The 22,283-nt window shown below is 64.3% G+C and carries 25 protein-coding genes; 14 read left to right on the top strand and 11 right to left on the bottom strand.

The window, feature by feature from the left end; genetic code table 11:
* Position 1: 1 nt before the first annotated feature.
* From ACOQOU_RS16645 to ACOQOU_RS16635, 3 genes are read right to left on the bottom strand one after another with little or no spacing between them, the layout of a single operon-like run.
* A complete protein-coding gene (locus ACOQOU_RS16645) occupies positions 2-1,360 on the bottom strand; it encodes a FliI/YscN family ATPase (RefSeq protein ID WP_306024754.1) in 1,359 nt (452 codons plus the stop codon).
* Positions 1,344-2,075: a flagellar basal-body rod protein FlgF gene (flgF, locus tag ACOQOU_RS16640; RefSeq protein WP_306024753.1), complete on the bottom strand. Its 732-nt coding sequence runs from the start codon at positions 2,073-2,075 to the stop codon at positions 1,344-1,346. The genes ACOQOU_RS16645 and flgF overlap by 17 nt, the downstream gene beginning before the upstream one ends.
* A gap of 10 nt (positions 2,076-2,085) precedes the next feature.
* Positions 2,086-2,871, bottom strand: a complete 786-nt coding sequence (locus tag ACOQOU_RS16635) for a DUF1217 domain-containing protein (RefSeq protein WP_109766183.1) — start codon at positions 2,869-2,871, stop codon at positions 2,086-2,088.
* A 158-nt stretch (positions 2,872-3,029) separates the two neighbouring features.
* Here ACOQOU_RS16635 and motA point away from each other — a divergent pair, with 158 nt between their 5' ends.
* The 6 genes from motA to ACOQOU_RS16605 are packed head-to-tail and all read left to right on the top strand — an operon-like array spanning position 3,030 to position 7,783.
* Entirely contained in the window at positions 3,030-3,899 is an 870-nt protein-coding gene (gene motA / locus ACOQOU_RS16630) for a flagellar motor stator protein MotA (protein ID WP_306024752.1), read from the top strand.
* Positions 3,896-4,840 (top strand): FliM/FliN family flagellar motor C-terminal domain-containing protein, encoded by a 945-nt coding sequence (locus ACOQOU_RS16625; protein ID WP_109766035.1) that lies wholly within the window; start codon positions 3,896-3,898, stop codon positions 4,838-4,840. Before motA ends, ACOQOU_RS16625 begins: the two co-directional genes overlap by 4 nt.
* 1 nt (position 4,841) lies before the next feature.
* Complete coding sequence (locus ACOQOU_RS16620) at positions 4,842-5,222, top strand: FliM/FliN family flagellar motor C-terminal domain-containing protein (protein WP_158585256.1); 381 nt, start codon at positions 4,842-4,844, stop codon at positions 5,220-5,222.
* A gap of 22 nt (positions 5,223-5,244) precedes the next feature.
* Entirely contained in the window at positions 5,245-6,243 is a 999-nt protein-coding gene (locus ACOQOU_RS16615; RefSeq protein WP_306024751.1) for a FliG C-terminal domain-containing protein, read from the top strand.
* Between the two features lie 17 nt (positions 6,244-6,260).
* Complete coding sequence (locus ACOQOU_RS16610) at positions 6,261-7,325, top strand: EscU/YscU/HrcU family type III secretion system export apparatus switch protein (protein WP_109766032.1); 1,065 nt, start codon at positions 6,261-6,263, stop codon at positions 7,323-7,325.
* Entirely contained in the window at positions 7,322-7,783 is a 462-nt protein-coding gene (locus ACOQOU_RS16605; protein WP_306024750.1) for a hypothetical protein, read from the top strand. The genes ACOQOU_RS16610 and ACOQOU_RS16605 overlap by 4 nt, the downstream gene beginning before the upstream one ends.
* A gap of 18 nt (positions 7,784-7,801) precedes the next feature.
* Here the strand turns inward: ACOQOU_RS16605 and ACOQOU_RS16600 are convergent, their stop codons facing one another.
* A complete protein-coding gene (locus ACOQOU_RS16600) occupies positions 7,802-8,257 on the bottom strand; it encodes a PAS domain-containing protein (RefSeq protein ID WP_306024749.1) in 456 nt (151 codons plus the stop codon).
* 21 nt (positions 8,258-8,278) lie between these two features.
* Positions 8,279-9,022 carry a helix-turn-helix transcriptional regulator gene (locus ACOQOU_RS16595; RefSeq protein WP_109766029.1) on the bottom strand — a complete coding sequence of 248 codons (744 nt, stop codon included), beginning with the start codon at positions 9,020-9,022 and terminating at the stop codon, positions 8,279-8,281.
* A gap of 684 nt (positions 9,023-9,706) precedes the next feature.
* On the opposite strand from ACOQOU_RS16595, the gene ACOQOU_RS16590 reads away from it, so the two are divergent.
* On the top strand, positions 9,707-12,304 hold the full coding sequence (locus ACOQOU_RS16590; protein ID WP_306024748.1) for an Rne/Rng family ribonuclease: 2,598 nt from the start codon (positions 9,707-9,709) through the stop codon (positions 12,302-12,304).
* 87 nt (positions 12,305-12,391) lie between these two features.
* Here the strand turns inward: ACOQOU_RS16590 and ACOQOU_RS16585 are convergent, their stop codons facing one another.
* The gene (locus ACOQOU_RS16585) at positions 12,392-13,531 is read right to left on the bottom strand and encodes a pyridoxal phosphate-dependent aminotransferase (protein ID WP_306024747.1); all 1,140 of its coding nucleotides are present in this window, start codon (positions 13,529-13,531) and stop codon (positions 12,392-12,394) included.
* Positions 13,532-13,669: 138 nt separating this feature from the next.
* Here ACOQOU_RS16585 and ACOQOU_RS16580 point away from each other — a divergent pair, with 138 nt between their 5' ends.
* The 6 genes from ACOQOU_RS16580 (at position 13,670) to aat (ending at position 18,956) form a co-directional block, all read left to right on the top strand.
* Positions 13,670-15,028, top strand: a complete 1,359-nt coding sequence (locus tag ACOQOU_RS16580) for a M48 family metalloprotease (protein WP_306024746.1) — start codon at positions 13,670-13,672, stop codon at positions 15,026-15,028.
* A gap of 34 nt (positions 15,029-15,062) precedes the next feature.
* Complete coding sequence (locus ACOQOU_RS16575) at positions 15,063-15,818, top strand: DsbA family protein (protein ID WP_109766025.1); 756 nt, start codon at positions 15,063-15,065, stop codon at positions 15,816-15,818.
* 132 nt (positions 15,819-15,950) lie between these two features.
* Positions 15,951-16,394 (top strand): type II 3-dehydroquinate dehydratase, encoded by a 444-nt coding sequence (aroQ, locus tag ACOQOU_RS16570; protein WP_109766024.1) that lies wholly within the window; start codon positions 15,951-15,953, stop codon positions 16,392-16,394.
* Positions 16,395-16,446: 52 nt separating this feature from the next.
* Positions 16,447-16,926 carry an acetyl-CoA carboxylase biotin carboxyl carrier protein gene (gene accB / locus ACOQOU_RS16565; RefSeq protein WP_306024745.1) on the top strand — a complete coding sequence of 160 codons (480 nt, stop codon included), beginning with the start codon at positions 16,447-16,449 and terminating at the stop codon, positions 16,924-16,926.
* A 15-nt stretch (positions 16,927-16,941) separates the two neighbouring features.
* Complete coding sequence (gene accC / locus ACOQOU_RS16560; protein WP_306024744.1) at positions 16,942-18,294, top strand: acetyl-CoA carboxylase biotin carboxylase subunit; 1,353 nt, start codon at positions 16,942-16,944, stop codon at positions 18,292-18,294.
* A gap of 44 nt (positions 18,295-18,338) precedes the next feature.
* Positions 18,339-18,956, top strand: a complete 618-nt coding sequence (gene aat, locus ACOQOU_RS16555) for a leucyl/phenylalanyl-tRNA--protein transferase (protein WP_306024743.1) — start codon at positions 18,339-18,341, stop codon at positions 18,954-18,956.
* 21 nt (positions 18,957-18,977) lie between these two features.
* Here aat and ACOQOU_RS16550 read toward each other — a convergent pair whose 3' ends face one another.
* The 4 genes from ACOQOU_RS16550 to ACOQOU_RS16535 form a co-directional block, all read right to left on the bottom strand.
* On the bottom strand, positions 18,978-19,355 hold the full coding sequence (locus ACOQOU_RS16550; protein WP_245412906.1) for a DUF2155 domain-containing protein: 378 nt from the start codon (positions 19,353-19,355) through the stop codon (positions 18,978-18,980).
* A gap of 151 nt (positions 19,356-19,506) precedes the next feature.
* On the bottom strand, positions 19,507-19,905 hold the full coding sequence (locus ACOQOU_RS16545; RefSeq protein ID WP_306024742.1) for an NADH:ubiquinone oxidoreductase subunit NDUFA12: 399 nt from the start codon (positions 19,903-19,905) through the stop codon (positions 19,507-19,509).
* Positions 19,906-19,985: 80 nt separating this feature from the next.
* The gene (locus ACOQOU_RS16540; RefSeq protein ID WP_306024741.1) at positions 19,986-20,366 is read right to left on the bottom strand and encodes a DUF427 domain-containing protein; all 381 of its coding nucleotides are present in this window, start codon (positions 20,364-20,366) and stop codon (positions 19,986-19,988) included.
* A gap of 2 nt (positions 20,367-20,368) precedes the next feature.
* On the bottom strand, positions 20,369-20,860 hold the full coding sequence (locus tag ACOQOU_RS16535; RefSeq protein WP_306024740.1) for a DM13 domain-containing protein: 492 nt from the start codon (positions 20,858-20,860) through the stop codon (positions 20,369-20,371).
* Between the two features lie 92 nt (positions 20,861-20,952).
* On the opposite strand from ACOQOU_RS16535, the gene ACOQOU_RS16530 reads away from it, so the two are divergent.
* Entirely contained in the window at positions 20,953-21,372 is a 420-nt protein-coding gene (locus ACOQOU_RS16530; RefSeq protein WP_196780366.1) for a hypothetical protein, read from the top strand.
* Positions 21,373-21,397: 25 nt separating this feature from the next.
* Here the strand turns inward: ACOQOU_RS16530 and ACOQOU_RS16525 are convergent, their stop codons facing one another.
* Positions 21,398-22,270 carry a hypothetical protein gene (locus ACOQOU_RS16525; protein WP_109766016.1) on the bottom strand — a complete coding sequence of 291 codons (873 nt, stop codon included), beginning with the start codon at positions 22,268-22,270 and terminating at the stop codon, positions 21,398-21,400.
* Positions 22,271-22,283: the final 13 nt, after the last annotated feature.

Genomic DNA, 22,283 nt, shown 5'->3' with positions numbered 1-22,283 from the left:
CTTACGATCGGTTGGCTTCATTGCGCATCACCTCGGCAAGTTCGGCAAACGGATCGGTCGACAGCGGATCGGACGGCGTCTGGTTCAACGCCTTGTAGAGTTGGGGCACGGTCGTAACAGCTTGATCTAGCTGCGGATCGTTGCCCGGCTTCCAGCCGCCCAGAAGCCGCAGATCGCGGGTTTCCTCAAAGCGCGCCATCATCGCCCGGAGACCGGCAACCAGCTCGGCCTCCTGCGGTTTCCAGACGCGGGCCGCCAGCCGCGAGATCGATGCGAGCGCGTTGACCGGCGGGTAGCGGCCGCCGTCGGCGATCGCCCGTTCCAAAACCAGATGCCCGTCCAGAATGCCGCGCACCGTGTCGGCGATGGGATCATTGTGGTCGTCGCCATCGATCAGAACCGTGACGATAGCGGTGATCGAGCCGCCATTGTCGCCGCCCGGCCCGGCCCGTTCGAGCAGCATCGGCAGTTCGGAAAAGACGGTCGCCGGGTAGCCGCGCTGCACCGGCGGCTGGCCTGCGGAAATCCCCGTCTCGCGCAGCGCGTGAGCGAAGCGGGTGACGGAATCGAGCAGGAACAGGACGCGCTTGCCCTGGTCGCGCAGCGCCTCGGCGAACCGCATCGCCAGCGGCGCGGCGCGGCGTCGCATGATCGCGCTTTCATCGCCGGTCGCGACGACGATCAGCGATTTCGCCATCGTCTCCTCACCCAGCGTGTCCTCGACGAATTCGCGCACCTCGCGCGACCGTTCGCCGACCAGCGCGACGACCACGGCGTCGAATTCGCCGCCGCGCGCCAGCATCGACAAAAGCGTGGACTTGCCGACGCCGCTGCCGGCAAAGATGCCGAACCGCTGACCGATGCAAAGCGGCGTGAACAGGTCGATGACCCGGATGCCGGTGCTGAAGGGTTCGGTGACGCGCGCGCGGCCGAGCGCGCCGAACGGCACGAAGGGCGCCGCGGCCCGTCCGGACGGCAACGGCCCGCGCCGGTCGACCGGCTCGCCGAGCGCGTTGACGACGCGGCCGAGCCAGCCCGCATCGGGCACCGGCGCCACATCGCCGGCATGCAGCGCGACATCGCCGACCGAGAGCCGGTCGAGCGGGGTAACGGGCGCAACGACGAATTCGCCCGCCTCGATGTGCAGGATTTCGCCCAGCGCGCGGCGGGCGGCCGGACCGAAGCGGACGATGTCGCCGATGCAGGCCGTGCGCGGCAGGCCTTCGACCACCACGGCGTCGGGCCTGACGGCGGTGACGATGCCGCCATGCGCCACCAGCGCGTCTTGGTCCGGCAAGGCCTTGAGCCCGGCGACCAGCGTGTCGAGATCGACGGCAGCGCGATCAGCGGTGGAATGCATCGATCAGCTTTTTCATGGAGTCTTCGGTGTCGCGGATCATCGCATTGGCGTTCTCGAAGCTGCGCTGCACCATGATCAGCTGCGTCAGTTCCTCGACCGGATCGACATTGGACTGCTCGACATAGCCCTGGACGATGGTCACATCGGGCGCATCGACGACGGGCTGGGGATCGCCCTCGACCAGAATGCCGGAATCGCCATGGCGGACGAAGTCCGCGCCGGGCTGATAGGCGAACACGCCCAGGGCGCCGACCTGATTGCCGTCCTGGCGGATGAAGCCGTCGGCGCCGACATCGAGACGGCCTCCGTCCGGATTGACCTCGAGCGGCGCGCCGCCGGGATCGAGCACGGCGTGGCCGGCCAGCGAGACGACGGCACCGTCGCCACGGACCGTGAAACGTCCGTCGCGGGTGACGGCGATTCCTGCGGGGGTTTCCAGCGCGAACCAGGCATCGCCATTGATGGCGAAATCAAGCGGCGAACCGGTCTTTTCGAGAGCGCCCGACCCGGTGTTGGCGAATTCGGCCCCGTCGGAGGCATAGGCCACCGTGTTGACGCCCTCGATGACCCGCTGGCGCGCTATCAGATCCTCGAACTTCACCTCGGCGGCGCGGAAGCCGACCGTGCGCGTGTTGGCGATGTTGGATGCGATCGTCGTCAGGCGCTTTTCCAGCGCCAACTGGGCGGACAGGCCAACCGTCAAGCCATCATTCATCGCACTGCTCCTATCGCCTCAGTTGCGCGATCTGCAGCATCAGGTCGGCCGAGATGCCCATCGGACTGGCCGGCATCAGCAGCTGTGCCGGCGAACCGGGCGGAATGCCGCCCTGGGTTCCGCCATTCTGGACCTGCCAGAGATTGGCGAAACGCTCGACCAGCTCGTCGAGCTTTTCGGGATCCTTGAGATCGGACAGCGGCAGCCGGTCCGCCATCATGGCGGCTTGCTTGTCGATGTCGATGGCCGCCGTTTCCTGGGGAATGCTGAGGGCGGTGCGCACCACCTGACTCAGGGCCGGGTCGGCCAGAATGTCGAAATAGGAACTGATCTGCGGCGCCTTGCGCTGGAAGTAGAGCGCGAGCCGGACGCCCTGGTCGGTTTCGCCCGCTTCGGTCTCGAGCGTCTGGACGAGATATTTGTCGATCACACCCTGCTGCGCCTTGGTGAAGATCGTCGCCGTCTCGCCGTGCCGGGCAAAGTCGAACGTGTCGGCGAAATCGCGATAGCGGGGATCGGCCAGCGTGTTGGCAAAAGCGTCGTCCGCGTCGCGCCCCTCCTTGAGAACCTTGAGCATGAAGGCCTTGGCGTAGGCCATATCCTCAAGCCCGTGCGCTTTCATGGCAAAGTTGAACAGCCGCGTGTCGCCGACGAGCTGTTCGGGCGTTTTGATCGTCCCGATCGTCTCGTTGTAGTAGTCGACCTCGCGCTGGATATCGGCGCGCGATTCCAGCCGCTCGATGCTGGCACCCATGTCGCGCGTGATCAGATTGAGCGAAACCAGCGTCGTATTCATGCCCGCACCTTGCCCATGACTGGCGCAGGCTAACGCAGACTTCTTGCGCGAACCTTTCCGCTCGCGCCCGCGCGCGTGCCATCTGGAGGCGCGCCGCCAGCACAGGTTCATGCAAGGTTTGCGGCTTAGCTTTTGGTTAACCTCAAGAGGAGTTCCCCGTGGGCATCATCATCGGTCTGGTTGTAACCTTCGGCTGCGTGCTGGGCGGCTACATGGCCATGGGCGGCTACGTCAAAGTGCTCTGGCAGCCCTTCGAGGTGGTCATCATCGTCGGCGCGGCCGTCGGCATCTTCATCGTCGCCAACACGATGTCGTCGATCAAGGACACCGGCAAGGCGATCATGGAAGCGCTGACCAACAAGGTGCCCGGAAGCGACGATTATCTGGAACTGCTCGGGCTGCTCCACCGGCTGATGCGCGAATTGAAGACCAAGCCGCGCAACGAGGTCGAGGGGCATATCGACAATCCGGAGGAATCAGACATATTTGCCGAGTACCCGGCGGTTCTCGATCGGGAGGATCTGACCAATTTCATCTGCGACTATGTGCGGCTGATCATTGTCGGAAATGCGCGCCCACACGAGGTTGAAGCATTGATGGAAGAGGAAATCGCGACCATCAAGGGCGACAAGCTCAAGCCTTACCAGGCCCTGCAGAATTCGTCGGACGGACTGCCTGCGATCGGCATCGTCGCGGCGATCCTGGGCGTGATCAAGGCGATGGGCGCCATCGACCAGAGCCCGGAGATCCTCGGCGGATTGATCGCGGCGGCGCTCGTCGGCAGCTTTCTGGGTATCTTCCTTGCCTATGCGGTGGTCGGGCCGATTGCGACCAAGGTCAAGGGCGTGCGCGAAAAGGGCATCCGGCTCTACTATGTCGCCAAGCAGACGCTGATCGCATACATGAACGGCTCGATGCCGCAGGTGGCGCTGGAGTTCGGGCGCAAGACGATCTCGGCCTACTACCGGCCTTCGCTCGAGGAGGTCGAGGAAGAGGCCGGACGCGCCAATGAGGCCCAGGCGGCGTGAGTACGCTCGCGCACAGATATGATCTGGCGCCGGAGGACCGCGACGTTGCCGACCGCATCTTGCGCAAGCGCGTCAGCGAAGACGGGCTGAAGAACGTCATCAAGCGCCTGGGAACGGCGTTCCAGGCGCACATGACGGCGCGCATGCAGACGCTGTCGCCCGATCTGGTGATGGCGTTCGAGACGATGAGCGACCCGTCGCGGCCCGGCAAGCCCCCCGCCGGAAACGCCGAAACCGCCGGCTTCACATTCTACTATCCCGAGGAACGGTGCCGGCTGGCCCTGCATCTGGACCGGCAGGCGGCCGGCCTCGTCAACGGCGCGCTTCTGGGCTGCGACCCGGAAGCGGACATGCCGCCATCGGCAGGAGAGATTTCGCAGCTTGAGATCGGCGTTCTGCATTCACTGGCGGTCGCCGCCGGGCAGACGCGGCAGACCGACCGGCCGCTGCTCGGGTTCGGACGGGTCGACATCTATCGCGGCGACGATCCCGCATTGATCGACGAGACAGGCGACGCGGTTGCGACGCTGTCCTTTTCGATCACGTTCGGCGTCAACCGTGCATGGTGCTGGCTGGACGTGCCGCACCGGCTTCTGATCGACCTTTCGGCCACGCTTGCCGCCGACGAAGCGCGCGCGGCGCACGCGAACCAGCGCCACGAGTTCAAGGTGCCCGATTTCGATCTCGCCGTGGAGGTGATCCTGCCGCTGGCGGAAATGACGCTGGCCGAGGTTGCGCGGCTCAAGCCGGGCGATGTGATAGAAAGCGCGCCCGCCGCCGGCGGAGATGCCGTCCTGCGTGCCAAGGGCCGCGATCTGTTCACGACGCAGATCGGCCGGGTCGGCCACGCCAACGCCGTGCGCATCCAGGGGCCGATCGCGCCGATCGCCGCCGCCCTGCGCGCGCATGCCCACCAACACACGATCAAAGGGGGTCAATGACATGGCCGATGCCGCCGAAGAAGAACATATCGCGTTCGTCGAGGCCGAAGACGAAACGAAGCTGGACCCGGACGACGCGCTCGAAAAGGCGATCAACGACCTGCAGGACGTGGTCGACAAGGACAATGAGGCAACGACCGCGGGCCTTTCGCGCACGCTGCGTGAGATCCCGCTCGAGGTGCAGGCCGTCATCGGTCGCGCCGAACTGTCCGTTGCCGAACTGAACGCCCTTCAGAAGGGTACGACCATCCCGCTCGACAGCCGGGTCGGCGATCCCATCGACATCTTCGTCAACGGGGTCAAGGTCGCCACCGGACAGATGCAGGTGTCCGAGGAAGAGCCGGACCGGTTCGCCTTCAAGGTCACCAACGTGTTTGCCTGACTTGACCGGGGCTTAGCAGATCATGCAGCAGCGTTACACATTGTCCACCTCGCAGAAGGCGGCCGCCGTGCTGATCGCGATGGGCAAGCCGCGTGCCAAGCAATTGCTGAAATACTTCAAGGGCGATGAACTGCGCCGCATGATCGATGCGGGCCACACGCTCAAGAACCTGCCGCAGACCGACGTCGATGCGCTGGTCAGCGAGTTCGAGGCGGCATTCGTCGAGGGATCGGGCATCATCGACAGCCGCGACGCGATCAACGCGATCATGGACGATTCGCTGCCCGAGGACGAACCGGAGGCGCCCGGCGAGCCCGCCAAGCCGGCGGAGCCGAAAAAGTCGCCCTGGGAGTTGATCGCCACGGTCGACGATGAGGTGCTCGTCGGCCGGCTGGCCAGCGAACCGCCGCAGCTCGTCGCCGCGCTGATGGCGCAACTTCCTCCGGCCAAGGCGGCCGGCGTTCTCGAATCGATGCCCGACGAACGGCAGACGCCCATCGTGACGGCGATGATGACCGCGCGTGACATACCGGGCGAACGGCTGGCCCATGTCGGTCACGCGCTGGTCAAGGACTTCAAGCTGGATGCCAAGGGGAATGCAGGCGGCAGCGACGCAGCACCCATGCGGGTCGCCGAGATCATGAACGCGATGCAGAAGGATGCCAGCGAGACACTGATGAAGAAGGTGCGGGAATCGATCGATCCCAAGAAGCTGGCGGCGCTGGAATCGCGGCTGTTCCGGTTCGACGACCTGGTGCTGCTGGAAGCCGGCGCCCGTACGCTGGTGGTCGACGGGCTGCCGAGCGACCTACTGGTGCGCGCATTGCGCGGTGCCGATGGTGACCTCAAGGAGGCCGTTCTGTCCTCGATCAGCCAGCGGGCGCGCAAGATGATCGAATCCGAACTGTCGGGCGGCGGGCAGGACACGCCGGCGGCGATCGAGGATGCGCGCAAGTCGATCGCCCAACTCGCCATGAAGCTTGCCTCCGAGGGCCGCATCGCGCTGCCCAAGCGCGACTGACGGCATGGTGACCGGCCATGGCCGATGAGGACGACAAGGACAGCAAAACCGAGGAACCGACCGAGAAGAAGAAGCAGGATGCCATCGAAAAGGGGCAGACTGCCTTCTCCAAGGAACTGCCGGTCCTGTTCACGCTGACCGCGATCACCGCGATCATCGGCTTTGCGTCAAACGCGCTGACGGCGAACCTGAAGACCCAGCTCGAGATCCTGCTCGACCGGGCCGGCCAGTATTCCCTGGCGACCACCGCCGACACGATGACCGTCATGACCCGCTACTTCGAGGTCACCATGGTCATTCTGGCGCCGGTGCTGCTCGGGCTCGCCTTTGCGGGTCTCGCCGGATCGTTCGCGCAGAACCCGCCGCGCATCGTCTTCAAGCGCATCAAGCCCGAACTGTCGCGCATTTCGCTGAAGAAGGGCTTCGAGCGCATGTTCGGCGCCAAGGGCTGGGCCGAATTCTTCAAGGTGCTGGCCAAGATTGCCTTTACCGGCGGCTGCGTGGTGGCCTTTGCCGGCGGAATCATGCCGGTGCTCGCAGAAGGGCCGATCACCAGTTCCGAGATCTTTCTGGCGCAGGTGGCACGCATCCTGTTCGGGCTTTTGTTCACCATGGTTCTGGCCATGGCCGTGATCGCGGTGGCCGACCTTTTGTGGACCAACCGCGAATGGCTCAAGGATCTGCGCATGTCGCACAAGGAGATCCGCGACGAGCACAAGCAGGCCGAGGGTGACCCGCTGATGAAGGCGCGCATGCAGTCGGTCGCGCGCGAGCGGGCACGCAAGCGGATGATGGGCGCGGTCCCGAACGCGACGCTGGTGCTGACGAACCCGACCCACTACGCGATCGCGCTGCGCTACAACCCGCCGACCGACCCCGCGCCGGTCGTGGTGGCCAAGGGCCAGGACCTGATCGCCCAGCGCATCAAGGAAATCGCCGCCGAGAACGAGGTGATGGTGCACGAAAACCCGCCGCTGACGCGGGCCATGTACAAGGCGGTCGGCATCGATCAGACGATCCCGCCGGAATTCTTCGAGGCGGTGGCCGAGATCATCGTCTACCTGAACAAGAAGAAGGCGTGACGGCGATGCTGACCGACCCGCATCACATGGCGCTGGAACAGGTATTGGCCAGGCACCTGCGGCCGCTTCTGGACGAGTTGCGGCTGACCGACCTGGCGACTTTTGCCGACCATGTGATCAATGGCCGCGAGGCAAACATGGCCGAGATCGTGGCCGCGGCGGCGGAACTGCATTTCGCGCCCGGCTTCATTCACTACGACCGCGACAGCGGCCTGTCGCTGGACTGGGGGGAACGCCCGAGCGTATCGCTCGGGGTGAGCATTGCCGCTGCACGCTTTGAAGCCCGCGTCCGGCTGATCATCCGCGACGATCACGCGGCGATCGAACTCCAGCATCTGGGTTCGGGCGCCCCTGCCGTGCGTCCGCACAAGGCCAGCCGGGCGACGATGGAGCGCGCGTTCCATTGCAACAGCTTCTCGCCCGGTCATACGCCGGGGCCGCCCCCTGCCCTTTCGTGATCGGGCAGACACGTCGCGCTACTGCTTGATCACCACGCCGCGCACCCCACCGGGGTCTTCCTGGAACGTACCGATCAATTCTTCGCGCCCGTCTTCGTTGACGTGGAACTTGCCGAGCGACTTGACCTTCTTGTAGCGCCCATCGGCCGTCACGATGCGCAGAACGAAATGAAATCCGGATTTGCGCGCCACGACGTCTTCGAGGCAATCGACCACCAGACCGCGGTCATCCGGGTGATAGGCGTCGATCGCCATCTTCACGTTGACGGGGCCGTCCCGGTAGGGGATCTCGTGGATCTCGTAGATGTCGCGGGTCCAGTAGACCAGTCCGGTATCCAGATCCATGCGCCACAGACCGAACGGCTCGAACTGGGCCAGCACTTCCAGGATCGTCGATCCGTCGACGGTCACGTGCTCCATGGGCTGTGCCGGTCGCGGACCGTCATGAACGGCAAATTGCAGCGGTTGGTCCATTTGTCTCCTCCCCCTGGCCCGTCAGTCCAGATAACCCGCGCGCATGGCCTTGTAGACGGCATGGGCACGATTGGTGGCGCCCAGTTTCTGGCATGCGGCCGTCAGATAATGGTTCACCGTGTGCTCGGACAGCTTCAGGATGATGGCGATCTCCGCGCTCGTCTTGCCCGACGCCGTCCACATCAGGCACTCGCCTTCGCGTTGGCTGAGCTTTTGCGTCTTCTGCGGTTTGGAACCCTTGTCCAACTCCAGCAGGCGCTCGTAGATCAAATTCGCGGCGAAGTTCAGCTCGGCCATTTCGGCCTCGCCCGGTGGCGGTCGGTCGCCGGAAAAGCCGACGGCACCCCGCTTGCCACCAGGTTCCTGGACGCTGAAATGCACGCCCTCATACATGCCGAACGAACAGAACATGTCCTGGATTTCGCGGGGATGGCCCTTGATCGAATGGCGGGCACCGGCTCGGTTGGACCAGACGACGGGCTTGGTGCTTGCCCGCAACGCACCGAAAATCGGGCTGTCCTTGAGCAATTCCAACTCGTCGTAACGCCGCAGAAGCTCCTCGGGCCAGTTGGTCAAGACGGCAAGCGGCGCAAGCTTTTCGTCCTTCGCCGACGGCAGCGGGGCAATCGCGAAGAACTTGAAATCGTGTTCGGCGGCGACTTCACGGACCAGGCGCAACAGGTCGTAGGTCGTCGTGCACAGCGCAACCCGTTCGCGGTAGCTGTTTCTGGTATCGTCGAGCGTTGGCGTTGCGGAGCGTGGCATTGCAATTTTCGAATCAGGTTGAGCGCGCGCTCAAATCGTCGTGGGTGATGGATGGCAGCGCGCTGTCGATGATGTCCCAAGGGCAGTTGTTCAGCCGTCTCGGATGCACATCGCGGACCGCCGGCATATGTGGCTAATCGATCTGATATGCAAGGGCATGTGCTGTGTGCGACATGCCCGAGTGTCGTTTTTGACATTGCCGAACTCCTGCGTGGGAGCTGCCGGATGGCCGTGCCAGAATAAAACTGCTTGCGGTTCCAATGGCAAAAACCTAACTTGTACAAAGCGGTTCGGCGCACGATGAATGTGCCGCTTCCGCAACAGAGAATTGCCGACGCGTCGCAATTGCCGCCGCCGAGGTTTGTTCGGAAACCGCTTCGCTGTTTCCCGCTTCATGCTTGAAGCGCATGTCACGGTTCGCCCGAAGGCGGACCCCGTTTGGTAAATTGCTGACCGCCATGTCGTTGAGACATTCGACATTTTCGCACCGCCCGCCCGTTACGGGGCACATCGCCCCGGCGCGGCGTGAGGCGGAGCGCCAGCGGACGGCCACTAACAGAAATCCGGGCAAAGGGCGCACGGTCGGCGAATGCCGTTCCGTCCCTGCACCGCGTGCACTGCCAATCTCGGCCGACCCCGAAAGGGCGTGCCGGCTTGCCGCTCCGCCCGGCGGATACAAAACTTATGTCAAACAGAATGATCATCGATTCCTCCCACCCGGAGGAAACACGCGCAGTCGTCGTCAAAGGTAACCGCCTCGAAGAATTCGACTTCGAATCCCAGCACAAGAAACAAATACGCGGCAACATCTATCTGGCGAAGGTGACGCGCGTCGAACCCTCGCTGCAGGCCGCGTTCGTCGATTATGGCGGCAACCGCCACGGCTTTCTCGCCTTTTCGGAAATCCATCCCGACTACTACCAAATTCCGCTCGCCGACCGGCAGGCCCTGCTCGACGAAGAAGCCGCGCAGGCCGAAACCGATTTCGACGACGATGAGGACGATGGCGACAATGGACGCGGCCGCAAGGGCCGCCGGCGCCGCGGCCGGGGGCGTCGAAACGGGAAGTCCAAACGCCGCGAGACACAGGTGCCGGACGCCGAGCCGGTTGCGATGGACGACATCCTCGCCGCACTCGACGACGAGGATGAGGATGAGGATGGCGGCGATGCGCGGGCCGCACGTGCAGACAATGGCGATACCGTCTCGGAAGATGCCGCGGCCTCCGATGACGGCGATGACGAGGACAGCGATTTCGAGGATGTCGGCGAAGACGATGCGCTCGAGGAGAGCCGCCCGCGCCGACGTCCCTCGCGACGCCAGTACAAGATCCAGGAAGTGATCAAGCGGCGCCAGGTGATTCTGGTGCAGGTCGTCAAGGAAGAGCGCGGCAACAAGGGCGCGGCGCTGACCACCTATCTGTCGCTGGCCGGCCGCTATTCCGTGCTGATGCCCAACACGGCGCGCGGCGGCGGCATTTCGCGCAAGATCACCACCGTGTCCGACCGCAAGCGGCTGAAGGACCTTGTCCGCAAGCTCGATGTGCCCAAGGGCATGGGCGTCATCCTGCGCACGGCGGGTGCCAACCGCACCCAGGCCGAGATCGAGCGCGACTACGACTATCTGATGCGGCTCTGGGACAATGTGCGCGACTTGACGCTGTCGTCGAGCGCACCCTCGCTGGTCTACGAGGAAGGCAGCCTGATCAAGCGGTCGATCCGCGATCTCTACAACAAGGACATCGACGAGATCATCGTCGCCGGCGAAGACGGCTATCGTGAAGCCAAGGACTTCATGAAGATGCTGATGCCGAGCCAGGCAAAGGCGGTCAAGCCGTGGCGCGAAACCGCGCCGATCCTGGCGCGCACGGGCATCGAAGCGCAGCTCGACAAGCTGATCCAGCCGCAGGTGACGCTCAAGTCGGGCGGCTACATCATCATCAACCAGACCGAGGCGCTGGTCGCCATCGACGTCAACTCCGGCAAGTCGACCCGCGAGCACTCGATCGAGGAGACCGCGCTCGCCACGAACCTGGAAGCGGCCGAGGAAGTGGCGCGGCAGCTGCGCCTGCGCGACCTTGCCGGCCTGATCGTCATCGACTTCATCGACATGGACGAGAACCGCAACAACCGGGCGGTGGAAAAGAAACTCAAGGATTGCCTCAAGCACGACCGGGCCCGCATCCAGGTCGGCCGCATCTCGCATTTCGGCCTTCTGGAGATGAGCCGCCAGCGGATGCGCGCCTCGGTTCTGGAAAGCACGATGTCGGTGTGCCCGGCCTGCAACGGCACCGGCTATGTGCGCTCGCCGCAATCGGTGGCGCTGCATGTGATCCGGTCGCTGGAAGAGCATCTTTTGAAAAACTCCAAGCACCATGTGACGGTGCGCACCCAGGCGGCGACGGCGCTCTACGTTCTCAACAACAAGCGCGACACGCTGGCCGAGATGGAAGGCCGGTTCGGCGTCAAGATCACCATCGAGATGGACGATGACATCGGCGCGGAGATGTTCGCCATCGAAAAGGGCGCGATTTCCGATCTGCCGAAGATCGAAAGCCCGGCCATCGGCATCGGTCTTGACGAAGACGACGATGAGGACGCGGTCGCAGCGGTCGATGTCGAGGTCGAGACCACGGACGAAGAAGACGAGGACCGTCCGCGCCGCAAGCGACGGCGCGGCCGTCGCGGACGCGACAAGGACGGTGAGGACGACGGTGCCGAAAGCCGTGCGGACGCCGCCGATGACGGCGAGGATGACGACGAGCAATCGGGCGGGCGGCGGCGCAAGCGGCGGTCCAGGGGCCGCCGCGGCGGTCGCAACCGGCGCGACCGCGGCCCGCGCATTCCGGATGCCGAACCGGTCGGGCCGCTGGCCGACCTGATCGCTGCCGAAGCGCATAGCAAGACCGAAGAACAGGCAAGTGCCGAAGCGCGTCAGGACACCGACACGGAATCCGATGCGCCGGAAACATCACAGGAAAGCGTACCGGTCGCCGAGCAGGCTGGCGAGCCAACACAGGCCGCCGATGTCGTCGAAGCCATCGACAGCGCCCCGGAGGGCAGCTCGGTCACTGCCGAGGATGTGCCGGCGCCGGCCAATGACGACGCCGACGGCGATGCGGCATCGGGGAGCGAAGCGGAAGAAACGCCTGCGCGCAAGCGGGCGACAGCCGCCAATCTCAATCTCGATGTGGAACCGGTCGTCGTATCCGAAACGGACAAGTCGGACGACGAAAAGCCCAAGCGGGCCGGATGGTGGGCGCGCGGCAAGAGCTTCTTCTGATCGCGGGCCTGCGCTTCCGATTCCGAAAACCGCGCCAACCCACTGGTTGAGCGCGGTTTTTCCTTCCTGGACGGCCCTATCGGTGATCTAGAGCCAGGCCTCGATCCGGTCCAGCGCCTCGGCAATCGCTTCGGTCGGGCCGGCGTAGGAAAACCGCATGTGCCGCTCGCCCTCGAACAGGTCGAAGTCGGCGCCAGGTGTCGCCGCCACGTGGATTTCAGCAAGCATGCGGCGCGCGAAATCCATTGAATCGTTGGTGTGCCGCGAGACGTCGCACCAGGCATAGAACGCCCCGTCCGGCTGCGCGGCAAAGCCGATGCCCATCTTCGGCAATCGCTCCAGCAACAGCTTGCGGTTGGCCTCATAGCCCTGCTTGATCACTTCGTAATCGTCAGTGCACGCAAAGGCCCGTGCCGCGGCGATCTGCGACAGGTCAGGCGCGCAGATGTAAAGGCTCTGGGCCAGCCGCTCGACCGGGCGCACAAGCGCTTCGGGCAGCACCATCCAGCCGATGCGCCAGCCCGTCATGCAGTAATATTTGGAGAACGAGTTGATGACGACCGCATCGTCGCCGAAGGCGAGCGCGGTGACATCGTCGCCGGTGTAGCGAAGCCGGTGATAGATCTCGTCGGAGATGAAGGCGATGCCGGCATCGCGGCACGCTTCGACGATCCCGCCCAGCGCATCGCGTTGGATCACCGCGCCGGTGGGGTTGGCAGGACTGGCCAGCAGCAGCACGTCGATCGGTTTTTCCGCATGGGCGGCAAGCAGCGCATCGAGATCGAAATCGCCATCCTTCATCGGCAGTTCGACCGCTTCGAGCGACAGCGCCTTGATGATGTTGCGATAGGCGGGATAGCCGGGCGAGGCTATGGCGACACGGCCGCCCGGCTCCGACAGCGCGAGAAAGGCCAGCGAGAAGCCCGCCGAAGAGCCGGTGGTGACGGCGATCCGGCTTGCCGGGACGGCGATGCCGTACTGGTCGCGATAATGGTCCGAAATGGCCTGACGGGTTTCGAGCCGGCCCAGCGCGTCCGTGTAGCCCAAACGCGCCGTCATGGCCGCGTTCGCGGCGGCCCTGCGCACCGCTTCGGGCGCCTGCGCGCCCGGCTGGCCCACCGCCAGAGACAGGACCGGCTTGCCTTCGGCCGCCAGACGGTTGGCTTCGGCCAGCACGTCCATGGCGTAAAAGGGGGCGACCGTGCCGCGCTGCGATATCCGGATCATGGGTGGACCGAACCTTGATGCGGGCTATTGAAATTCACGTGAACCGCCATGTTTTCGCTGTTATTGATGCGCAAACGGCGGTACCGCCGGTAGGGCATTTGTCCGCTCCGCGCAATCGAAAACGGAAAGTGGGACACCTTGGCCGGTCGTCTTGCCACAGCGCTGATCGCCTTGTGCTTCGCTTTGGCGGGCGTTTTGCCGGCGCATGCGCAATCGGGAAGCGTGCCGATCGTGCGCGATGCCGAGATCGAAGCGCTGCTCGCCGATTATGCCGAACCGATCCTTCGGGTTGCCGGCGTCAAGCGCAGCCGCACCGACATCGTTCTGGTCAACCAGCGCTCGTTCAACGCGTTCGTTTCCGGCCGCAAGATCTTCATCAATATCGGCGCCATCGTGCAGGCCGAGACACCCAACGAGATCATCGGCGTCATCGCCCATGAGGTCGGACACCTGGCCGGCGGCCATCAGGACCGCCTGCGTCAGCAGATCGACCGGGCGCAGACCATTGCCGCCGTCACCGCCGTGCTCGGCGTCGGCGCGGCAATCGCCGGCGGCCTGTCGGGCAATCGCGATGCGGTGGGCGCCGGCGGCGGCATCGCGATGGGCGGCGCGGAGGCGGCGCAGCGCGGCCTCCTGTCGTACCGGCGCACCGAGGAACTGGCCGCCGACCGGGCAGCGGTCAACTATCTGAACAGGACCGGGCAGTCGTCGAAGGGGCTCCTGACCACGTTCGACCGCTTCGAGCGCGAACTGAGCCTTGCCGGCCGGCAGATCAACCCCTACCGGATCAGCCATCCCCTGCCCCGCGAGCGCCGCGTGGCTCTGGAAACGATCGCCAAGGAGAGCCCGCATTTCAACAAGACCGACAGCGCCGCCCTGCAGCGCCGTCACGACCGGGCACGCGCCAAAATCCTCGCCTACAGCTACGGGCCCGGGGCGGTGGAAAGCCGTTTCCGCGACAATCCGGGATCGCAGGCGGCGCGATACGGCAAGGCGCTGTCGACCTTCCTGAACGGATCGCCGCGTGCCGCCGTCCCGATCATCGACCGGCTGATCGCCGAAAGCCCGAACGATCCCTACTTCCATGAGGCCAGAGGCGAAATCCTGCTGCGCGCCCAGGATGCGCAGGGCGCGGTCGATTCGTTCGGCCGCGCGGTGCGGCTCGCCGGCGGCAACGCGCCGACCATGCAGGTGGCGCTCGGCCATGCGCTGGTGCTGGCCGGCGGCGAGGCCAATCTGCGGCGCGCCATCGGCGAACTGGAAGTGGCGATCACGCTCGATCCGGCCAATCCGCGCGCCTACCAGCACCTGGCGATGGCCTATGGCCGGCTCGGCGCGACCGGCGAGGCGGAACTGGCCACTGCGGAAGCCAACTTCCACGCCGGACGCTATGAGGAGGCGCGCCGGTTTGCCGCGCGCGCCAAAAGACGCTTTAACGAAGGCGCACCGCAATGGCTGCGTGCCGATGACATTCACCGTTTCCGCCTGCCGCGCTGAACCCCGGCGCGGCACGCCAACCCAAGGTTTTCCAATGCCCCGATTTGCCGTTCAAGCCATCGCCGCTCTTGCCCTGTGCGTGGCCCTGCCCCTCACACCGGCGTGGGCGCAAAGCTTCGATGAGGCACAGCGCACCGAGATCGGCGAAATCGTGCGCGATTATCTGCTCGCCAATCCCGAGGTGATGATCGAGGTTCAGGAAGCGCTGGAAGCGCAGCGAACCGCCGAGGAGGACCAGCGGCGCAAGGATGTGATCGCGTCGGCGGCCGACGATCTGTTTCGCCATCCCGCGGACCCGGTGCTCGGCAACCCCGATGGCGATGTCACAATCGTCGAGTTCTTCGACTATAATTGCGGCTTCTGCCGGCGTGCGATGGAAGACATGAACGCGCTGATCGAAACCGATCCGAACCTGCGTTTCGTGCTGAAGGAATTCCCGATCCTGGGCGAGGATTCGCAGGCCGCCCACATGGTCGCGCTGGCCTTCAACCGGCTGATGCCGCAAAGCTATGCCGCGTTCCACGAGCAGCTCATGAATGTCGACGGCCGCGCCAACGAAGAGGCGGCGGTGCGGATCGCCGTCGCGCTCGGCGCCGACGAGGCGGCGCTGCGCCGGGAAATGGCCAACCCGCAAAACGCGCGCTCGGTGGAGACCACCTATCTTCTGGCCGAGGCGCTGGGCATCACCGGAACACCGTCTTATGTCATCGGCGACCAGATGGTTCCCGGCGCGCTCGGCGAACGGACGCTGCGCGACACGATCGCCAGTGTCCGCGATGCAACGAACTGACCCGCCAGGCCGCCGATCGCGCGAGAAACGTGTGGTTTTCGGCGTCTCCGACCTTTCGCCGCCGGCCCGGGGCTTGCCGTGGGTTGCGCCCGCGACTAGTCAGTCCTGACGGCAATCGGGGCTGACGGCGCCATGGGCAAACATGTTCTGATCCTTCACGGACCCAATCTGAACCTGCTCGGCAAGCGGGAACCGGAGGTCTATGGCGACCAGACGCTCGACGATCTGAACGCGCAGTGCGAGCGCCTCGGCGCGGAACTTGGGCTGGAAATCTCGCACTTTCAGTCCAATCACGAGGGCGCGCTTGTCGACAAGGTGCAGGAGGCGGGGCTGGCCGGCATCTCGATCGTCTTCAACCCCGGCGCATACACGCACTCTTCGATCGCCCTGCGCGATGCGATCGCCGGATCGAACGCCGAGGTGATCGAGGTGCACATTTCCAACATTCATGCGCGCGAGCGTTTCCGGCACCGGTCCATGCTGTCGGCGGTCTGCAGGGGCACGATCGTCGGGCTCGGGACCGATGGCTATCTGCTGGCGATCCGCGCCCTTGCGGAGACGCCGGACGGCGCTTAAGCGGTACTTTCGACACGCGCGGGCACACGCGCACGGGGCACAAGAGGACAACATGTCTGACAAGAAAACAGCCTTTGACAAGCAGTTGGTCAGCGATCTGGCGCAAATCCTGAACGAGACCGACCTGACCGAAATCGAGGTCGAACAGGGCGACATGCGCATCCGCGTCAGCCGCGAACCGGCGCCGCAGGCGTTCGCCCATGCTGCGATGCCGGCTCCGGCGGCCGCAGCGCCTGCCCACCCCGCCGCAACGCCTTCGGTCACGCCGGAACCCGCGGCGGCGCCGGCGGCCAGCCATGAAAACGCGGTGCCCGCGCCGATGGTCGGAACGGCCTATCTGGCGCCCGCGCCCGAATCCGATCCGTTCGTCAAGGTGGGCGCCAATGTCACCGAGGGCGAAACGCTGCTGATCATCGAGGCGATGAAGGTGATGAACCAGATCGCCGCGCCGCGCACCGGCACGGTGACGGACATTCTGATCGAAGATGGCGAACCGGTCGAATTCGGCCAGCCGCTTCTGGTCATCCAGTAAGCGCGGGCGAAACCCATGTTCAACAAGGTCCTGATCGCCAACCGCGGAGAGATCGCGCTGCGCATCCTGCGCGCCTGCAAGGAGCTGGGCATCCCGACCGTCGCTGTCCACTCGACCGCCGACGAAACCGCCATGCATGTGCGGCTCGCCGACGAAAGCGTGTGCATCGGACCGCCCCCGTCGCGCGACAGCTATCTCAACATCCACCAGATCGTCGCCGCCTGCGAGATCACGGGCGCGGACGCCGTGCATCCGGGTTACGGGTTCCTGTCGGAAAACGCTAAGTTCGCCGAAATCCTCGAAGCGCACAACATTACCTTCATCGGCCCGACCGCACACCACATCTCGATCATGGGCGACAAGATCGAGGCCAAGCGCACGGCAGCCAAGTTCGGCATTCCCGTGGTGCCGGGCTCGGACGGCGGCGTGACGGAAATTGCCGAGGCCAAGCGCATTGCGGCCGAGATCGGGTATCCGGTGATCATCAAGGCGGCGGCCGGCGGCGGCGGGCGCGGCATGAAGGTCGCCTGGTCGGAGGCCGAACTTTCGGTGGCTCTGGACACGGCGCGGACCGAGGCGGGAGCCGCCTTCGGCAGCGATGCGGTCTATATCGAGAAATATCTCGACAAGCCGCGCCATATCGAGGTGCAGATCGTCGGCGACGGAGACGGCAAGGCCATCCATCTGGGCGAGCGGGACTGTTCGCTGCAGCGCCGCCACCAGAAGGTGTGGGAGGAAGCGACCTCGCCGGCGCTGAACGCCGAGGCGCGCGACCGGATCGGCATGATCTGCGCCAATGCGGTGGCGGAGATGGGCTACCGCGGCGCGGGCACAGTCGAGTTCCTCTACGAGAACGGCGAATTCTACTTCATCGAAATGAACACGCGGCTGCAGGTCGAGCACCCGGTGACCGAGGCGATCACGGGCATCGATCTGGTCCACGAACAGATGCGCGTCGCCTCCGGCGCAGGCCTTTCGGCGACACAGGAGCAGATCAGCTTCAACGGCCATGCCATCGAGTGCCGCATCAACGCCGAAGATCCGCGGACCTTCATGCCCTCGCCGGGCACGATCAGCCATTACCATACGCCGGGCGGCCTGGGCGTGCGCGTCGATTCGGGCGTTTATGCCGGCTATGCGATCCCTCCCTATTATGACAGTCTGATCGGCAAGCTGATCGTGCATGGGCGCAACCGCGTCGAATGCATGATGCGGCTGCGGCGCGCGCTGGGCGAGTTCGTCATCGACGGGATTTCGTCGACGCTGCCGCTGTTTCAGGACCTGGTGGAAAACCCGGACATCGCCAATGGCGACTATGACATCCACTGGCTGGAAAAATATCTCGCCCGGCAGGCGGAAGACACCTGACGCGTGCGCGCTGCCCCGCCTCCAATCGGCCGACGGCGGATCCGATGATCGGGCGTGACGGCAATGGCGAGGGCCGTATCACGCCGCAGGTGCTGCTGAAAGCCTATTCGGTCGGGCTGTTTCCGATGGCCGAGGACGCCGGCGACCCGACGCTCTACTGGGTCGAGCCGGAGATGCGCGGCATCATTCCGCTCGACCGGTTTCATGTGCCGAGGAGCCTTGCCAAGACCGTCCGGCAGGCGCGCTATCATGTCACCTTCAACGCCGCCTTCGGTCCGGTGATCCGCGCCTGTGCGGAGCCGGCGCCGGGCCGGCGCAAGACATGGATCAACAAGACCATCCTTTCGCTCTATACGGACCTGCACCGGCTCGGCCACGCCCATTCGGTGGAAGCGTGGGACGACGACCAGCTCGTCGGCGGTCTCTACGGCGTGTCGCTCGGCCGGGCCTTTTTCGGCGAGAGCATGTTCTCGCGCCGCCCGGATGCCTCGAAGATCTGCCTCGTGCATCTGGTCGAACGCCTGAAGGAGCGCGGCTTTGCGCTGCTGGACACGCAGTTCACCACCGATCATCTCAGGCGTTTCGGAGCGGTGGATGTGCCGCGCGCCGAATATGAGCATATGCTTGCGGAGGCGCTCGTCGGCACCGCCAGGTTCGATTGACGCGCGGCCAGCCGCATCGGCTCACGATTGCGGCGGCGGAACGTCCGATTCGGCCTTGCAACTCTTCAGCCACACATCATAGACCGCGTGTTCTATGGCGTTCAGGCCGGGGCTGTCGGCGAACATCCAGCCCGAGAAGATGCGGCGGATCTTCCGGTCGAGCGTGATCTCATCGACCTCGACAAATGTGGACGAACCGGGCGGCGCATTCTGGGCGCGCGAATAGCACACGCGCGGCGTGATCTGCAGCGCGCCGAACTGCACCGTCTCGTCGATGTAGACGTCGAACGTGATGATGCGACCGGTGATCTTGTCGATGCCGGAAAACTCGGCGACCGGATTGGCCGTCTTGGCCGCCGGTTCACCGGCCTGCTGGGCAGCGGCAGACGTGGCGAGCATGCCCAGCATCAGTGCCGGCACAAGCCGCTTCAATCCCGATCGGACCGGTCCCCGGCGATTCATCGATGCGCTTCTCTTCATGGCACGCGGGCTAACCGCCGCTTATGGCCAAAACAGGGTCAATAATTGATTAACCAGTGGAGCGGTCGGGTCAGCTGCCCGGGGTCCAGGCGTCGTAATCGCCGTCGGTGACGGGCCGTGTCTCGGGATTGAGCATCGAGCCCTTGGGCCGGTAGGCGGCCGACGAGCCGGTCAGGTTGGGCAGATGCGGCTTTTGCCACTCGCGCGGCGTATAGTCTTCCTCGCTGGGCGGCGTGTCGACCCGGTGATGGAGCCAGCCGCTCCATCCGGGCGGAACGCTCGACGCTTCGGCGTAGCCGTTATAGATCACCCAGCGCCGCGTGGCGCCATCGGCATCGGTGCCACCCGTGTAGTAGACGTTGCCGAACTCGTCCTCACCGACCCGCGTGCCATGGCGCCAGGTGAAAAAACGCGTGCCCAGCGTCTGGCCGTTCCACCATGTGAAGAATTGCGTCAGGAAGGTTTTCATCGGGTTCGCCTTGTCCGTCTGGCGCGGTTATGGCGCCGCACAAAACGCATTGCAAGAGGGACGAAGGGAGGCATCCGGCGTCAGGCCGCGCTTTGCGTCTCGATCGCCACCCGGTCGGCATAGAAGGCAATGTAGCCCGACAGCACGTCCGCTCCGTCGATGCAGCGATCATAGGTCCATGCCACCTGCCTGCCATCAAGGGCGAGATAGGACGCGTCGCCCTTCAGCGGACAATGGGTCGACTTGCCTTCGACGGGCGTCAGCCCGCTGACATCGGCGGACGGAATGTAGATGACCTCGGGCAGCTTGCCGTACCGGGGTGCTTCCTCGGCGAGGACGAACGCGGCGTCCGACCGGGCTAGCGTCGCTCCACCGGACGTCACGGTCACCGTCCGGCCGAGCGGCCGGATTCGGGCGAGATGATCGCGATTGCCGGGATTGCGGATGATCGTCTCGGACATTGTCAGCCTTCCGTCGCAAATTCGAGCGTTGCAGGAGAGAACAGCACCGAAAACTGCTCGCACCAGATGACGACCGAGCCATAGGCGGAAATGTCGGTTCCTTCCGGGATCACATAGGTCTGGTCGCCGACATTGCCCTTGAGCTGGCCCAGCGACAGCCACTGGCTGGCGGTCACATCGCCTGACGTTTGCGGATCGGGTTCGGCGACCAGCCACACTTCGAGATCGGGACCATTGGTGACCTCGAATTCTGTGAAGCGCAGAAGATGCGCGCCGGTCCCCGTTTCCAGAAGCTGGGCATTGCCGGTGCCGCGATGGGCGCGGTCGGCGTCCCGGAACTGGCCGCTGGCGACCTCCGTGACGACCAGCCCGGCCGGCAGTTCCTCGGAGACGACCTCATCGATGATCAGCGGCGAGAACAGGTACCAGGCCGCCGCGCCGCACACAAAGCCCAGCGCGAAGACGGGGATGGCGATCGCCAGAAACCGGCGCATGGCGTTTTCCTCAAAGGATCAGTTCGCGCCGTCACCTTAGGCCGCTATGGTGCGCGCGAACAGTGCGCGCCGATCACATTGAGGAGACGTCCATGACCGCCCGGACCAAAACGCTTGTTGGCACAGCATTCGCCGGCCTTTTGGCCATCACGCCCGCCCTTGCCGATGGCATCGCCTTCGTTCAGGCGCCCGAACAGGGCAGCGGCGTGGCCATTGGCGCGACGATGGAGGAAGCGTTCGGCAAGGCGGTGGCGCAATGCATGGAATCGGGCGCGCTCAAGGAAGACTGCATCAGGACCAACTGGTGCGAGCCGGCGGGCTTCAGCGTCGATGTCTTCCTGCAGCACTCCGAAGGCCCGCACTGGCACGAGGTGGTGTGCGGTCTGCCGGACGAACAGATTGCCCGAAATGTGGGCGAAGCGCTGTGCGACCGCGACGCGCGGCCCTATCTGATCGAATGCGCGGTGGTGCAGGTCTACGATCCGGACGGCGGAACACTGATGGAGTGGTGAGTGCGGGATTTTTTGCTACAGACCTTTAGTTCTCCGGAAGATCGCCAGCGCGGGCCATTTGGCTAAATTCACCGCTGAAGCGCCAAGCAAACAGGTGTTTTTGTGCATTGTCGAGCTCGCTTCCTGCCGCCAAGATATATCCGATGTCGCATATCCGGTGATATGCTGCCGCGTCTGATATCGCTTCCATCATCGAGTATCTTTCGTTGACCTTACCAACGGCGGGGTCCGGTGCTTTCAGCGGATAGCTTTGAGCAACCAATATTATGCTCTTCATGATGCGCTTGCGCTTTTGAACACCTTCGAACTCTCTCAAGAAAAAGGAGGCTTTCAGAAAGTCGTCATCGAGAAAACCAGCTGATGAGCTGAACGCCCCACGCACTTGCCCGAGAAACTCACTCGCAAGGGAACCTGTGACAACGCCTGCCAGCAACCCGATAGCCTGGTCCAACGCGTTTGCGCCGATCCGCGCACCAACCACCGTGCCAAGCAATCGGTACTGATAATTGCTGCAGACTTCATCTGCGTGCATCATCAGAAGTGTTTGAACCGAATTGCGCAAAGTGCTGTCAACCAGCACTTCTGAGGCACTGGTGACTGACCCGACACCATTGCCTTGTTGTTCGGCTGAATTCGCCGCTGGTATAATCGCGTTCATTCCGTTGATCTGCTCGGCGTGCCTCTTGATCTCACCGATCGTCCTTGGTTTCGGTGCATACCTTTCCGGACACCGTTCTGCCCCGTTCATCTCCTGTTCTGGACAATCGACCCCAAAAATCCAACCAGCTCGACCGATTATGTAATCATCGTCAGCGTACTGGATTGACGGGATTTGAAAGTTGGCGTTGCACGCGCTTAGAAAAAAGACAATCGGAACAATTCTGGCAATGTTGATCATATGTAGCCCCGCT

Source organism: Oceaniradius stylonematis (assembly GCF_965223445.1).
Lineage (GTDB): Bacteria > Pseudomonadota > Alphaproteobacteria > Rhizobiales > Rhizobiaceae > Roseitalea > Roseitalea stylonematis.
This window is presented reverse-complemented; position numbering and strand designations above follow the sequence as displayed.